The organism is Tersicoccus phoenicis, from assembly GCF_001968835.1.
GTDB classification, from domain to species: Bacteria; Actinomycetota; Actinomycetes; order Actinomycetales; family Micrococcaceae; genus Tersicoccus; species Tersicoccus phoenicis.
Window position 1 is genome coordinate 146,188 of sequence record NZ_MRDE01000068.1, and the last position, 15,154, is coordinate 161,341.

Consider the following 15,154-nt stretch of genomic DNA (forward strand, 5'->3'; position numbering starts at 1 on the left):
GGAAAGACAACGGACACCGGAAGAGTGGGGCTTGAACAATGTTCGTCAGGGACTTCATCTCGAGCTGTCGCAGGCTTTGGTACGTCGTGCTGGTTGGCCTTGCCATCACGGCCGTGGCCACCATCACCGTTTTCGGCGCAATCAAGCCGACGTACGAGGCTGGCGCCAGCGTTGTTCTCATCCCGCCGAAGGTCGCTGTCACAGTGGGCGACAATCCCTATCTGTACCTGGGCGGTCTGGACCAGGCCGTCGGTGTGCTCCGAGTGAAGGTGACCTCGCCCGAGGTTGCCGGAGCGCTGTTGGATCGTTACCCCGGGAGTGCGCTCTCGATCGTTCAGGACACGACTACCAGTGGACCCATCATGGCCATCACGGCCACCGCCGATGATGCCGGCTCCGCGATGCAACTGCTCGCTGGCACGGTGGCGCTGATGCCCAAGACCCTTGCAGAGCTGCAGACGTCACTGAAGGTGCCGGCAGCTTCCACCATCACGATGATGGAACTCTCCCGGGATTCCACCGCCAAGAGTGTGGACAAACAGCAGTTGCAGGCGACCGTACTGACCGCGGTCGTCGGCACAGCAGCCACCATCCTCATCACTGGGCTGCTGGACCGGATGCTGGCGCGACGCAGATCCGGCGGGGCGGCAGAGCCAGAAGCGGAACCCGGTGACCGCGGGGAAGCGGAGGACCCGGCCCGGGCGGACGAGGCGGACTCGGGCGCGACCGACGACAGGGACGACGCGACGGCTGCGCCCCGAGCGACAGAATTCTATGAACCGGAGGCTGTGGAACAGGGCAGAGCGCGTGTCGAGGTCTGAAACATTGTCGTCGACGGCAGCGCCGATCGCGGTGGCGTCACCAGTAACACGCGGCGTGAGGGGTGGCAGCACCGCTTGGCGTCGTGGCATCGACGCCACGACCGTCTTGACCGTCTATGTGGTGCTGCTGCTGGTGGTGCCGTCCGACCGCGGGGTCGCTGCGCTGGGTGCAGCGGGATCGCCTGCCAGCATCTTCGGTTCGATCATGTTGCTGTGGTGGGCGTGGTACCACATCCGCCGGATCACCAGCACTACCACTCATCGGGTACAACCGGTGCGGATCGCCTTGTTCATCTTCATCATGTGCGTGTTGGCATCCTTCGTGAAGGCAGCACTCACCGCGCTGCCGCAGGAGAACGCCAACGGTTCCATGACGGGGCTGATCACCGTCGCGTCCTGGGCGGGCGTCGTGCTGGTGGCCAACGACGGTATCCGAAGCAAGGAGCGGCTTTTGGTGCTGGTCCGCCGTATCTGCTGGCTCGGAGCTGCATACTCCGCGCTCGGGTTGTTGCAGTTCGTCACCGGACAGAATTTAGTCGACGCCGTCGCTACACCGGGGCTGTCGTCCGTCGGGCAAGGAGCGGTAGACACCCGAGGTGGTTTCATCCGGCCAGAAGCCACCGCGCGGCACGCTCTGGAGTTCGCGTCGGTGTTGTCGATGACGTTTGCGCTGGCCTTGTTCCTGGCGCAGAAGTCGTCGCGGAGCGTGGCGCAGCGCTGGACGCCAGCGGCCCTCACGTTCGCTGCCGCGGTCGTGTCACTGACCAGGTCTGCGCTGCTGGGCATTGTTTCCGTCCTTGTGGTCCTGTTTCCCAGCTGGGACCGCCGAATGCGCCGGGCGGTGGCGGTGGCGGCGTTGATCGGAATCACCGGTGCACTGGCGCTGGCCCCGTCGTTAGCCAGCACCGTCCGGGCCATGTTCAATCCCGAGGATCCGAGCCTGGTGTCCAGGACGTCCAGCTACGACATCGTCGGCAGTTATGTGGCCGCTTCCCCGTGGTGGGGACGGGGACTCGGCACGCTGGATCGCTCCTACCACATCTTCGACAACCAGTACATCGGTCTACTGATCCAAATCGGCGTCATCGGTCTGGCCGCGTTCCTCGGCGTCGTCTTGACCGCAGCAGCCACGGGGATGGCGCAGCGCCGCGACGCCGACCCGGACCTCGCGGCGCTCGGACCTGCGTTGAGCGCTGCCGTGGTCTCGGGTGCCTTGCTGTTCGCCTTCTTCGATGCGTTCTACTTCCCGCAGAGCGTCGGCCTGTTGTTTCTCGTGGTGGGGTTGTGCGGAGCTCTCCGGAACCTTCATCGCGCCGACAGGCCCGGGCGCATGCAGGGCATGCACGTCGCCGAGCCGAGCGTCCGGCGGTGGAGCGCAGTCCTGGCGCGCCGGTGGTACGTCGCCCTGGCGGTATGTCTGGCGGCGATTCCCATTGCGGCAGCCGCCAGATCCGTGCCCGGTGTCTACTACACCGAGTTCGACGTCCGGTTCGAGGCTCCGCCGCGGGCAACGAGGAGCAACCCGCTCCGGACGGAAGCACCCATGATCGTCGGCTTCGCGGCAATAGTGCAGCGGATGTATGTCGGCAGCCACCCGAACTACCCAATCCGGCCCACCAGCGCTCCCTTGTTCGGTACCGGGGCGCGAAGCGCGCAGGCCGTCTACCTGCCGGATGCTGGGGGGCAGTGGCAGACCAACTTCAACACACCAGCCATCCGGGTCGAGGTGGTGGGCGACTCTCCTGACGCGGTCCTGGCCCGGTCTCGTGGGATCGCGTCGACGCTGACGTCGCTGGCGAAAGTGCCTCAAGATGCCATCGGCGTCCGGGCGGGGGCGAGGATCGAGACCGCGCGCCAAGCAGCCGGGGATGTGGTGGTCTCGGAACAGCGGGTGCGGACGTCCTACGCTGTGGCCGCCACGAGTGCGCTCGCCGTGGGCGTAGCGCTCGGCCTGTCCGGGCTGACTGATCACGTGGTCTGGCGCCGGCCTCGAGGAGTCAGGCGGCGCCAGCAATGATCGATGGTCCGGTCGGACCGTGCCCGAGGACGCCCCGACCGGACCTCTGATCAGCGCTGAAGCGGCAGCGGCAGAATTAGAGCTTGACCCGATAGATGTGGTAGCTGGACTCGTTCGCGAAGCCGTCCGTGAACACACCGCCTGACACGGGGATCGAACGATTCTCGCCAACCACCTCCACCGAACTGGCCGAGAACTCACTCGGCAGGCGGAACGTCCGACTACCGGGAGAAGACTTGCCGTCGATCATGGCGAAGACATAAGCATCACCGTTGTAGCTCTTGAGCATCGTGTCCAGCCCAGAGCCGAAGGAGTACTGGTAGGACTGAGTGTTCAGCACAGGGGCCAGACTCTTGATCTGATTGTTGACCTCGGAGGCCGCTCGTACTTGGTCCGCGCCGCAGAAGCCGCTGGTCGTCTGCGCCTGACGGATCAGGCTACCGCCCTGGCACGGACCCGAGAGGCTCTGGTTGAAGTAGACGATGCCGCGGGCCTCGTTGATGACTGAAGCCATCACTGCACCTTTGAGCTGGTCGGCCGAGACGTTCGCGGTGAACGGACCTTCACCGGGCCCGCCGTTGAGCAGTTCGACGAACTGCCACGGGGCTTGCAGCTTGCCATCGGTGGCATCTTGTTGTCGCAACGCCTTCATGGTGGTTCCATAACTGGAGGCAGTGCGGCAGTTTTCTTGGGTGATGGGAAGGATGTAGTTCTGGCGGAACGGGACGTTGCTGCAGAAGGGAATCGTATACCAGTACATGTCCAACGAGACAGCGTCGGTGTAGTTGTTCACGTAGGCGCGGGCGTCCTGCTGATTCATATCGGCACTCATGACCATCTGAGTGAAATTGGCGTAGCGGAATCGTCCAGTGCCGACGGCCTGGTCGGACAGGTTCTGGAGGTACTGGCGTCCTTCGGCAGGGGTGAACCGACCATCCACTTCGTCGTCGAGGAAGTTTCCGACCCAGTTCGTACTCGCGTCAGTGAAGGAGCTGTTGAGCTTTCCTCCGATCCAGTAGACGCCGTTGTCCCGGAACAAGGAATACGGCGTACTGGGGTCCATGCCGATATAGGTGTTGATTCCCACGGACTTGTCGTACGCGGCCTCACGGTTGGAACTGATGCCGTTGTACCAGGCGACGATGGGAAAGAAGGACGGATCGGACCACCCAGCGGCGTTCGCCTTGCTGAACTGTTTCCAGTACGCGGAGCCTCCCTCCCACGGAATGCGAGGCAGGTTAAGGGCACTGGGCGCAGGTGTCGACGGCGTCGGTGTAACGGTGGTCGTGGGGGCTGGGGTTGCGGGTGACGGGTTCCCGGGAGTGAAGACCGGTTCGACGAAGTAGTTCGCGTTCTGGTAGCGCTGAGACGGAGCATTTCCGCCGTTCCCGTACGCATACACCCCGCTTCCGACTGGATAGGTGAGAGCTCCAACGGTCACGGCATCGTCCCGACCGTTTAGATCAGCCGAGTAGCGGCCCCGAGGCGCCAGGTAGGAGGCGATATACGTGCTCCCTTTTGCGATCTTCACCGGTGTAGGCAAAGTAATCGTCTGCCAGCCGGAGTTGCTTTCGTCCGTTGGGTTCGCCGCCCCGCTGGCGAGTTCTCTGCCGTCGGCCGACCAGAGGGTAACCGTGTGTGGTCCCACGTTGGCGGCGCCCTTGTAAAAGCGGATTGCGGACACGACTCCATCATCGGTGGGCGAGAAAAGCGAACCCAGTTCCACGGAGCGGTCATCATCCACCGTCACCGTTGACGGAGTTGTCGGGGCAGGGCCGGTGCTCGCTCCCGGTGTGGGCACCAACGTATCGGCGGTGGCGCTCATCATGGGAGTGAGCGAGGTCGTCAGTGAAAGGGCCGTCATAATGGCCATGACCGCGAGTCTGGACCTGCGACGACGCGTGCCGCGCCAAGATACGGGAATGGGATGCATGTCAGTCCTGCCGTGCCAGTGCGAAGGAGTTGGAACTTCTGCGGCCCCCGTTGCGGGAGTCTAACACTCTACGGCACGCCCTGTATCGGCCTAGAGCGATCTGCGCCTCAGAGGCGACACACCTCATCGCCGCTAGGGGTTGGCGTATGGTTCTGGACCGAAGTCGTCACCTGCTGCTCTCGTCCCGCGCCCAGTGGCCCGGTTCACGCAGTGCCGCACTGAGCCGCAGGCGCAGCCGCGCGGCCGCGACGATCCCGGCGTAGACCGCCGCATCGATCGTGGTTCGGGCACCGTCGATGCTGGCCAGCAGGTTGCGCAGGCCCGAGCCGGACCCGCGGTCGGCCACCGGCTCGCCGCCGTCCAGCTGTGCCACGCCGCCGTACACCCGGCCCAGGGTGGCCACCAGGGCGCCCGTCGTCCGCGGGGTGCGGATCACCACCGGCGTGGTGGCGATGACCTGCTTCTCCTCTGGTGCGAATCGGGAGTCCGCCCACGCGTCGTCGGCCGTGACGTCCGGGAACCGGCCCAGCCGGGCATGGCCGGCTGCCGACACGGCATAGGCACCGGCTCCCCACAGGTGCCGGTGCAGTTCGGGCACCCGGCGCCGGGCGCGGTAGTAGGCGCGTACCAGGGGGCCGGCGGCGTCGGTGTCGTAGTCGGCGACCGGCCGTGCTGCGAGCCGTTCGGGCTCGCTCAAATGCAGGAAGAGCGCCTGCAGGGTCGCCGCCGTGATCTCGATGTCCGCATCCAGGTAGAGCCGGGGCCACGCGCCCGTTGCGGCGTCGGCCGCGTTGAGCGCCGCGGTCTTCGACGCCGTGGCGAGGTCCAGGACGGTCATGCCGGGGAACCCGCGGGCAATCTCGGCCGTGCGGTCGGAGCACCCGTTGCAGGCCACGACGACGTCGATGGCACCGGCCGCGGCGAGCGGAGCCAGCGGAGTCAGGGTGCGAGCGATCACCGACTCCTCGTTGTGAGCCGGAATGATGACCGCGCCGTGCGGAAGGGTGGCGGCGTCGAATGTCGGGGCGGCGGGCACGGCCCGGGGGAGTTGTTCCCACGGCCGAACGCCGAGCAGGTAACGAGCCGCCACGCGGTCGCCGGCGTTGTGCGGCCGAGCCAGAGCGCCGGCCGCTCCGAGGGCGCGCATGCCGAGGGCGTAGAGAGATCCCCGGTGCGCCCGGGCGTAGCGCACCTTGTTGACCGCTATCAGGGCGACGAGTTGGGGTGACGCGCCGGATCCACCGCGGCTGTGCCACATGCGGGCGGCCGGTTCGTACCAGACGGACCAGCCGGCCTCTCGGAAGCGCCGGAAATAGTCCGTCTCCTCGGAATAGAGGAAGTAGCGCTCGTCCCACGGGCCCAGGGCGGCGGCGACGTCGGCGCGTACGAGCAGGGCCGCTCCCGTGGCCCAGTCGATCCGGTGCGGATGCTGATAGCTCTCGTCGTCGTGGTCGATCTCCGACAACCACGCCGGCCGCCAGGGAAGCCGCGATCCGAGAACGGCGTCGCCGAACGACCGGGTCAGGGAGGGTTCGCGACGCAGCGACCGGTAGATCGTCCCGTCGTCGTCGAGCAGGGCGGGCACCACGATCCCCGCCCCGGTGGCACTCATCCGGGCGCGGAGGGCGAGAACGGAGCCCCGCTCGACGCGCAGGTCAGGGTTGAGCACGAGCAGGGTATCGGTCAGGTCGGCCCGTTCCGCTGCGGCGTTCAGACCCGCCGCATACCCGAGGTTGCCGCCGGTGGAGAAGGCGATGACGTCGTCGTACCGGTTCAACGCGTCGAGGGTGCCGCCGTCGGGTGAGTTGTCAGCGACAACGACCCGGATGCGCGCGTCGCGCGTCTCCTCCCGCAGCGAGCCGATCAGCCGATCGATGTCGTCCGCGTTGCGATAGGTCACGGCCAGCACGGTGACGTCCGCGTGGGTGCCCGGCGGAGCGAATCGTCCCGGCGTCAGCTCGTCGCGCTGCCCCGTCCCGGCCCCCCTGACAGAGGCCAGCCGCTCGACCACGGGCCGCGCAGTTCGTGCCGGCGTGACGTTGTCCCGGTTGCGCCGGACGGCGAGGTAGGCGGGCGGCCCGTCCAGGAGGTAGCGCCGCGCGAGCCGGCTCGGCTCCTTCACGAGGCGCCAGCTCCACTCCAGTCCCCGCTCGCTGACCCAGCGCGGGGCCCGCTCGACGTTGCCGGCCAGGAAATCGACGGCGGCCCCGAACCCGAGCAGCACCCGCGCCCCGGACGCGGCACCGTACCGGCTCATCCACAGCTCCTGCCGGGGCTTTCCGAGCCCCACGACGAGAAGGTCGGTGCCCGCGACCCGGATCTGGTCGGCCAGGACAGCCGACGCTTCGGGATCGGTCAGGACGTCCCGCGAAGGCGCCCACCATCCCGACACCGCCAGGCCGGGTCGTTCGGTGGCGAACAGGTCGCGCAGGGTGGCCTGGGTCTCCGGGCTGCCGCCGAGAAACCCGACCCGCACGCCGCGCTCGGCGGCCGCGTCGAGCACCGGGTCGATCAGATCGCTGCCGGCCAGGCGTGGCCAGGACCGGCCCGTCGTGCGGGCAACCTGGGCGACCAGGGGAGCACCGTCGAGCAGATTCAGGAACTCGACGTCGGGACCTTCGTCCAGCGTCCCGTGCCAGCGTTGCCCGGGAGCGAAGTGGTGGATGTGGTCGAGATTGATCGACACGACGGCGAGTGGCATACCGTTGGGTCGGGTCGCGTGCTCGATGATCGCGGCCAGGGCCTGATCGGCTTCGAGGAGATCGATGCGGATACCCGCCACGGCAACGTGCGGGTGGGGAGGTCTCGGTGCCACCGGCGTCGGTGCCGGGCCGTCGCCCACGTCTGTTTGGCTCCGGCCGTGATGGCCGGCGACGCCAGTACCCCTGCCGGCGTGAGAGGGACGTGCACGATCCACCGCTGACGACATTCTGACCCCCAGTGACCCCCATGATGCTGATCCGGCAGGTCCGAGCCGGTCAGCTATGGCTGACTCTAGGACGCGACGCCGACGGCGTGCAAGATGTGTCTGCGCGTCGGCGCCGCGTGACGTGGCTCGGACTCAGCCGGTCGTGTCGTCCGCCAGGTAGGCACGCAGAGCCGCGTCCGCGGGTCGGGGGGTGAACCCGGTGGCTTCGAGTTTGGCCGTGCTCAGCGCGCTGTGCCGCGGGCGGGGAGCGGTGGCGATGTCGGTCCCGTGCTGGGCGACGTAGTCCTCGGTGGACACCGGGGTCACCAGTGCCGGGTCGGCCCCGCGCGCGCGGTACACATCGGCCGCGATCTGTGCCCACGACCGCACCGGGCCGGTGTTGGTCAGGTTGTAGGTGCCGTAGGTGGCGCCGGAATCGAGCAGGTGCACGATGCCCGCCGCAAGGTCGTCGCTGAAGCTGAGCCGTCCGAACTGGTCGTCCACCACGCGGGGGGCGACCGCTCGGTCGGCAAGAGAGGCCATGGTGCGGACGAAGTTGCCGCCGTCCCCGACCACCCAGCTGGTTCGCACGATGTAGTGCCGGGGTGCGCCGGAGGCGGCGAGGTCGCCGGCGGCCTTGGTCTGTCCGTAGACGCCGAGGGGGCTGAGCGCTTCCTGTTCGTGGTGCTCCGCGACGGTGCCGTCGAAGACGTAGTCGGAGGACAGGTGCACCAGGGTGAGCTGGTGGCGGGTGGCGATCCCGGCGAGGATGGCCACGGCGGCCGCGTTCACGGCCCAGGCCGTGCGGCGACCGGTTTCGCTCTCGGCGGCGTCGACATTGGTGAAGGCGGCAGCGTTGATGATGGTGCCGACGCCGTCGACGTCGAGCCGAGCGACCGCCGCTGGATCGGCCAGGTTGACCTCATTCCGCCCCACGAATCGTGCGGCCGGCAGTATCTTCCGTAGCGCCCGGCCGATCTGACCGCCGGCACCGAGCACGACGACGTCTCGGCCCGCCATCGGGGTGACGTCGTTCAGTCGAGGGTGCGTGCGGTCCGCGGCGGACACCTCCGCTTCGGCCAGGTCGATCGGCCAGTCGATGCCGACCGTCTCATCTGCCAGGTTGAGGTACGTGTACCGGGACTGGGCGGCCGCGCTCCAGTGGTCGTTCACCAGATACGTGTACGCGGTGTCCTTCTCGAGGGTCTGAAACGCGTTGCCGACGCCGCGCGGAACGAAGACCGCCGATCCGGGACCGAGCCGTGCGGTGACCACCGTGCCGAAGCCGGGGCCCTTCCGCAGGTCGACCCACGCGCCGAAGACACTGCCGCTGGCGACGGAGACATACTTGTCCCACGGTTCCGCGTGGATGCCGCGGGTCGTCCCCGGGGCCGCGTTGAACGAGACGTTGTGCTGGACAGGGGTGAAGTCGCCGAGACCGAGCGGGGCCATCTTCTCCCGCTGCCAGTTCTCCTTGAACCAGCCACGTGCGTCAGCGTGGACCGGGAGGGTGAGAATGATGAGACCGTCGATGGCGGTCGCCGATGCGTCGAGGGAGGCCGTCACGTCATTGTCCCTTTGCCGCGTAGGTCGCCTCGGTGGCTTCCTTGGCCGGTCGCCACACGTCCTCGTGCTCCTGGTACCAGTCGATGGTCGCGGCCAGCCCCGCCTCGAAATCAGCGTATCGGGGCTGCCAGCCCAGCTCGGTGCGCAGCCGGGTCGCGTCGATGGCGTACCGGCGATCGTGACCGGTGCGGTCGGTGACGTGCTCGAAGTCATCAGGATCGCGACCCATCAACCTGAGGATGTCGGCGATCACCTGTCGGTTGCTGCGCTCTCCGTCCGCGCCGATCAGGTAGGTGGCGCCGATCTGACCGCGGTCCAGAACGGCCAGAACGCCGGAGGAGTGATCGTCGGCGTGGATCCAGTCCCGCACGTGCAGCCCGTCGCCGTACAACTTGGGGCGGGAGCCGGTCAGCACATTGGTGATCTGCCGCGGAATGAACTTCTCGACGTGCTGCCAGGGCCCGTAATTGTTCGAGCAATTGCTGATCGTCGCCTGCACGCCGAACGAGCGCACCCAGGCACGGACCAGCAGATCCGAGCCTGCCTTGGTGGCGGAATAGGGGCTCGAGGGGTTGAAGGGAGTGGACTCGGTGAACCGGGCAGGGTCGTCCAGCTCGAGGTCACCGAAGACCTCGTCGGTCGAGATGTGATGGAAACGCGTGCCATGGCGGCGGGCCGCCTCCAGCAGTGTGTAGGTGCCGACAAGGTTGGTCTGCAGGAACGGCGCCGGAGAGACCAGGGAGTTGTCATTGTGGGTCTCCGCGGCGAAGTGAACGACGGCGTCGTGCCCGGCGAGCACGGCGTCGATGAGCGTGGCGTCCGCGATGTCGCCCCGCACCACCTGCACCCGCGTCGGGTCGAGGCCGGTGAGCGCCGCCTCACTCGCCGCATACGTGAAGCTGTCGAGCACCGTGACGCTATCCTCGGTGTGCTCGAGTACATGACGGACGAAATTCGAACCGATGAAACCGGCTCCCCCGGTGACCAGCAACTGGCGCATGCGCGTTAGCTTAGTAGAGCACCGATCGACAGACGGACGCGTGTCGCAGCGGAGGCGCGGAGCACGGAATAGTCAGAGGAAACGGGGACGCATGCGGGGGATCCTACTAGCGGGGGGTACGGGCTCGCGCCTGCACCCGATCACGCTCGGTACGTCGAAACAGCTCGTGCCGGTCTACGACAAGCCCATGGTGTACTACCCGCTGTCCACGCTGATGTTGGCCGGTATTCAGGACATTCTGGTGATCACCACGCCGCACGATGCGGAGCAGTTCCACCGCCTTCTCGGTGATGGCTCGCGCTTCGGGGTGAATCTCAGCTATGTGTCTCAGCCCAGTCCCGACGGCCTTGCGCAGGCGTTCGTGCTCGGTGCCGACCACGTCGGTACCGACACCGTCGCCCTGGTGCTCGGTGACAATATCTTCTACGGACCGCGGATGGGTCGGCAGTTGCGCCGCTTTGCCGAGGTCGACGGTGCGGCGGTGTTCGGGTACTGGGTCGCCAATCCCCAGGACTACGGCGTCATCGAGTTCGACGCTGACGGCCGCGCCGTTTCCCTGGAAGAGAAGCCCACCGCTCCGAGGAGTAACTACGCGATCCCCGGACTGTACTTCTACGACAACGACGTGCTCGAGATCGCTGCAGGGTTGAAGCCGTCGGCACGGGGAGAACTGGAGATCACGGACGTCAATCTCACCTACTTGCGAGAGGACCGCTTGCAGGTCGAGATCCTGCCTCGAGGCACCGCATGGTTGGACACTGGTACCTTCGACTCCCTGCTCGACGCCTCCGACTACATCCGCACGGTCGAGAAGCGGCAGGGCCTGTCCATCGGCTGCCCGGAGGAGATCGCTTGGCGCCGGGGCTTCATCGACGACGACGGGCTACGGGAGCGGGCGGAACCCTTGGTCAAGAGCGGGTACGGCCGATATCTGCTGCGGCTGCTTGAGCAACGCTGAGGTCGGTCCGTCGGACTGGCCGGTACCCGTGGTGACGGGTCGCCCGTGGTCGCGGATCAGCTCGGCTCGCTGACCGATCGTCGCCCCCACCGGTTCCGCAGCAGACGGACGATCCGCGCTGTGACGACGACGCCCGTCACCCCGACAGCTGCGCCAAGAGAGTTCATCGCGAGGTCGACGACACTGCCCTTGCGGGAGCCGAGCAGGAAGTACTGCACCAGTTCAATACCGGCGGATGCGAGCACGCACAGGGTGAGAGCGACGACCGGCCGTCTCAGCACGAGGGTGACGACGGCCCCGACCGGCATGAAAAGAAGGACATTGGCCGCACGTTCGACTTGGTTGTAGGTGACCCACGGCGGCAGGCCGCGGTCACGCGCAGCGTCGAGCACCTGCATGATGACCTGGCGGAAAGGCCGGTCGACGGGCACCGGCCAGAAGACCATGACCGCCACCACGATGATCACCCCGACCGCGCACAGGAGCAGTAGCCCCCGTCTCCTCCGTTGCACGTGCACCGTATGCGTCCTGATCCTTCTGTCGTCGACATAGCCGATGGGTACCCGGTGAAGCGGACCATGACTCGATGGGCTCCAGCTTACGTCGGACCGTCCGCCGCCTCGTCAGGGGCGGCCGAGTGCCCGGTAGGTCCAGCCGGCGGCCCGCCAGGTGGCGGGGTCGAGCACGTTGCGCCCGTCCAGGATCCGGCGGGTGCGGACGAGGGTCGCGGTCTTCTCGGGGTCCAGATCGGTGTACTGCTTCCACTCGGTCAGCAGCAGCACGGCGTCCGCCCCCGTCAGGGCGATCGCGACGTCCGCCTCGTACTGCAGGTCCGGAAACCGGTGCTCGGCGTTGGCCAGCGCTCTCGGGTCGGTGACGACGACGTTGCCACCCTGGAGCTGGATCTGGGCGGCGACGTTCAGGGCGGGGGAGTCCCGCACGTCGTCGCTCTCGGGTTTGAACGCGGCGCCGAGCACGGTGATGGTCCTGCCCAGGAAGGACCCGTCGCAGACCTCGCGGGCGAGTTCGACCATCCGGATCCGGCGGCGCATGTTGATGGCGTCGACCTCCCGCAGGAACGTCAGGGCCTGGTCCGCGCCGAGCTCCCCGGCCCGGGCCATGAACGCCCGGATGTCCTTGGGCAGGCAGCCGCCGCCGAAGCCGAGCCCGGCGTTGAGGAACTTCCGGCCGATCCGGTCGTCCAGCCCGATCGCGTCGGCGAGCTCGGTGACGTCGGCGCCGGCCGCCTCGCACAGCTCGGCCATCGCGTTGATGAAGGAGATCTTCGTGGCCAGGAACGAGTTGGCGGCGGTCTTGACCAGCTCAGCGGTCGTATAGTCGGTGACCAGCCGGGCGGACCCCCCGGTCAGCGGCGCGGCGTAGATCTCGTCCAGGACGGCCGCGGTGGTCTCCCGCTGCTCGTCGTCGGGGATGCCGTAGACCAGCCGGTCGGGCTGCAGGGTGTCGGTGACGGCGTGGCCTTCGCGCAGGAACTCGGGATTCCACACCAGCCTCGCGTCGGGCACGATGCGGTGCAGGTCCTCCGCCAGGCGCCCGGCGGTGCCCACCGGGACCGTTGACTTGCCGATGATCAGGTCACCGGGCGCCAGGTACGCGGCGGCGGAGGCGAACGCGGCGTCGACGTACCGCAGGTCCGCGGCGTTCTCGCCCTTGCGCTGCGGGGTGCCCACACACACGAAGTGCGCGCGCGCCCCGGTGATCCGGGCCAGGTCGGTGGTGAACCGCAGGCTCCCGGCGCCGGTGCCGGAGCCGGTCCCGGTCCCCGCACCGTGGTCGGAGCCCCCTGCCTGGATGTCGGCGAGCAGCTCGTTCAAACCCGGCTCGTAGAACGGTGCCGCCGCGGACTGCAGGGCGGCGATCTTCCGCTCGTCCACGTCGACCCCGACCACGTCGTGGCCCAGCCGGGCCATGCACGCCGCGTGCACCACCCCCAGATACCCGCACCCGATCACCGAGATCTTCACGCCATCAGCCCTTCCGCTACCGACTGCCCCGGTCAGCCTATGGTGCACCGTGCGCGCCACCCGAACGTGGGCGGAAAGGAAAGTACGTGCGGCTCGACGGCGTACTGCACCACCGGTCGATCGCACCTCGTCCCACCGGCTGCGCCCGTCAGCCCACGCGGTGGATGGCGTGGCGGCGATGGTGGCGGTTCCGGGCGCGCAGGATGATTGACGCGATGACGGCGGCGATCAGCGACCCGGTGAGGATGGCGACCTTGGCGTGGTCCTGGTGCGGGCTGCCCGTCCCGAAGCTGAGTTCGGCGATCAGCAGGGACACGGTGAACCCGATGCCCGCGAGGACGGACAGGCCGACCACGTCGGGCCACCCGACGGCCGGGTCCAGGTTCGCTCGCGTGGTTCGGGTGAGCAGCCAGGTGGTGCCCAGTACGCCGATGGTCTTCCCGGCCACCAGGCCGACCGCGATGCCGATCGCCACCGGGTCCGTCACGGTGGCGCGAATGCCTTCGGCGCCGCCCAGGGCCACGCCGGCGGAGAAGAACGCGAAGACGGGCACGGCGACACCCGTGGAGAGGGGCCGGAGCCGGTGCTCCAGGCTCTCGGCCAGGCTCTCCTCGTCATGGGACTCCGGTGTGCGCGTCCGGACGCGCACCGGCACGGTCAGCCCCAGCAGGACGCCGGCGATGGTGGCGTGCACCCCGGACGCGTGCACCAGTACCCAGGTCGCCACGCCGAGGGGCAGCAGGAGGACCCAGGCCGCCCCCGGACGCAACCGGAACAGCCGCTCGCGGCGCTGGGCGACCAACCCGAACAGCGCCAGCGGCACCAGCCCGGCCAGCAGATAGCCGATCTGCAGGTCGGAGGTGTAGACGAAGGCGATGATGACGATGGCGATCAGATCGTCGACGACGGCCAGCGTGAGCAGGAAGGTTCTCAGCGCCGACGGCAGGTGCGAGCCGATCACGGCCAGCACGGCCAGAGCGAACGCGATGTCCGTGGCCGTGGGGATGGCCCAGCCCCGGAGCGTCTCCGTCCCGGACGGTGCGGTGACGAGCACGTAGATCAGCGCCGGGACGGCCACACCGCCGAAGGCCGCGGTGATCGGGACGATCGCCCGGGAGAGATCGCGCAGGTCACCGACGAGGAACTCGCGCTTGAGCTCCAGCCCCACCAGGAAGAAGAAGATCGCCAGCAGGCCGTCGGAGGCCCATCGCCCGACGGTCAGCTCCAGGTCCAGGACGTCGACGCCCAGGGTCGTGTCCCGCAGCGCCGTGTAACCGTCGGCCCAGGGCGAATTCGCCCACAGCAGCGCGAGGACGGTGGCGACGATCAGCAGCACGCCGCCGGCGGTCTCCTTGCGCAGGATCTCGCCGATGCGGCGGTCCTCACGCCGGGTTCCGCGGCCGAACAGGGTGCGGCCGACGGCGGCGACAGGGCGGGCGGCCGCGCTCGCCCGCTGGTCGGTCACGGGCGGATCGTGCTCGGGTTGGTCGGTCACGGGCGGCTCCCGGGGATCGTGCGCCGCACGGCGCGCAGGACAGAACGACGCCGACCAGACTTCCCGGCACACCAGGGGATGAGTCTACCGGGGGATTCCGTGGGGAACGACGGCGGCAGGCGCGACCGGGCGCGTCGCCGACGTTTGTCGCGGTCGCGTCAACCGAGGGCGCGGAAGCCGATCACCAGGGTCGCCAGCCCCAGCGTCATCGAGATCGCGACGACGAGCAGCGACAGCGTCGATGGTGTGGCGGCCGGGGTCGGTGCCGGTCCGGTCGCGGCCTCGTCGGTCGATGTCCCGCGGGTCGAGGTGCCGCTGGGTGCCGACGCCTCACGGCTGGGGGAGCCCGGAGCCGACGTCGGCGCGCTCCGCGTCGCGCGCACGGCCCGGACCGCGATGAACCCCCACGCCACCAGCGACCAGAGGCCGGCGACGATGAGGATGACGGCCAGCGGGATGGGCAGCGACACG

At 68.1% G+C, this 15,154-nt stretch carries 11 protein-coding genes; 3 read left to right on the plus strand and 8 right to left on the minus strand.

From position 1 onward, the window contains the following. The first annotated feature begins 38 nt into the window (after positions 1–38). The gene (locus BKD30_RS10875; RefSeq protein ID WP_076704591.1) at positions 39–821 is read left to right on the plus strand and encodes a YveK family protein; all 783 of its coding nucleotides are present in this window, start codon (positions 39–41) and stop codon (positions 819–821) included. Between the two features lie 118 nt (positions 822–939). After that, the gene (locus BKD30_RS10880; protein WP_159440568.1) at positions 940–2,838 is read left to right on the plus strand and encodes an O-antigen ligase family protein; all 1,899 of its coding nucleotides are present in this window, start codon (positions 940–942) and stop codon (positions 2,836–2,838) included. 76 nt (positions 2,839–2,914) lie between these two features. Here BKD30_RS10880 and BKD30_RS15635 read toward each other — a convergent pair whose 3' ends face one another. The 4 genes from BKD30_RS15635 to rfbB form a co-directional block, all read right to left on the minus strand. Beyond that, on the minus strand, positions 2,915–4,711 hold the full coding sequence (locus BKD30_RS15635) for a DUF4082 domain-containing protein (RefSeq protein ID WP_159440569.1): 1,797 nt from the start codon (positions 4,709–4,711) through the stop codon (positions 2,915–2,917). A gap of 226 nt (positions 4,712–4,937) precedes the next feature. Next, positions 4,938–7,553, minus strand: a complete 2,616-nt coding sequence (locus BKD30_RS15640; protein ID WP_159440570.1) for a WecB/TagA/CpsF family glycosyltransferase — start codon at positions 7,551–7,553, stop codon at positions 4,938–4,940. Between the two features lie 279 nt (positions 7,554–7,832). After that, the gene (locus BKD30_RS10910) at positions 7,833–9,245 is read right to left on the minus strand and encodes a sugar nucleotide-binding protein (RefSeq protein ID WP_076704594.1); all 1,413 of its coding nucleotides are present in this window, start codon (positions 9,243–9,245) and stop codon (positions 7,833–7,835) included. Between the two features lies 1 nt (position 9,246). Beyond that, positions 9,247–10,245 carry a dTDP-glucose 4,6-dehydratase gene (gene rfbB / locus BKD30_RS10915; protein WP_076704595.1) on the minus strand — a complete coding sequence of 333 codons (999 nt, stop codon included), beginning with the start codon at positions 10,243–10,245 and terminating at the stop codon, positions 9,247–9,249. A gap of 91 nt (positions 10,246–10,336) precedes the next feature. Here rfbB and rfbA point away from each other — a divergent pair, with 91 nt between their 5' ends. Next, positions 10,337–11,203: a glucose-1-phosphate thymidylyltransferase RfbA gene (gene rfbA / locus BKD30_RS10920; protein ID WP_076704596.1), complete on the plus strand. Its 867-nt coding sequence runs from the start codon at positions 10,337–10,339 to the stop codon at positions 11,201–11,203. Between the two features lie 56 nt (positions 11,204–11,259). On the opposite strand, the gene BKD30_RS10925 is transcribed toward rfbA, so the two are convergent. The 4 genes from BKD30_RS10925 to BKD30_RS10940 all read right to left on the minus strand — a co-directional run bounded on the left by BKD30_RS10925 (position 11,260) and on the right by BKD30_RS10940 (position 15,153). Continuing rightward, a complete protein-coding gene (locus BKD30_RS10925) occupies positions 11,260–11,721 on the minus strand; it encodes a VanZ family protein (protein WP_143588168.1) in 462 nt (153 codons plus the stop codon). 105 nt (positions 11,722–11,826) lie between these two features. After that, positions 11,827–13,188, minus strand: coding sequence for a UDP-glucose dehydrogenase family protein (locus BKD30_RS10930; protein WP_076704598.1), 1,362 nt, complete (start codon positions 13,186–13,188; stop codon positions 11,827–11,829). Between the two features lie 148 nt (positions 13,189–13,336). Continuing rightward, a complete protein-coding gene (nhaA, locus tag BKD30_RS10935) occupies positions 13,337–14,653 on the minus strand; it encodes a Na+/H+ antiporter NhaA (RefSeq protein ID WP_076704684.1) in 1,317 nt (438 codons plus the stop codon). 188 nt (positions 14,654–14,841) lie between these two features. Next, entirely contained in the window at positions 14,842–15,153 is a 312-nt protein-coding gene (locus BKD30_RS10940) for a hypothetical protein (protein WP_076704603.1), read from the minus strand. Position 15,154 lies beyond the last annotated feature (1 nt).

Excerpts from the sequence above, each read along its gene's own strand:
- BKD30_RS10875 (WP_076704591.1), top strand. The coding sequence starts at position 39 with ATGTTCGTCAGGGACTTCATCTCGAGCTGTCGCAGGCTTTGGTACGTC.
- BKD30_RS15635 (WP_159440569.1), bottom strand. The coding sequence starts at position 4,711 with ATGGCCATTATGACGGCCCTTTCACTGACGACCTCGCTCACTCCCATG.
- rfbB (WP_076704595.1), bottom strand. The coding sequence starts at position 10,245 with ATGCGCCAGTTGCTGGTCACCGGGGGAGCCGGTTTCATCGGTTCGAAT.
- rfbA (WP_076704596.1), top strand. The coding sequence starts at position 10,337 with ATGCGGGGGATCCTACTAGCGGGGGGTACGGGCTCGCGCCTGCACCCG.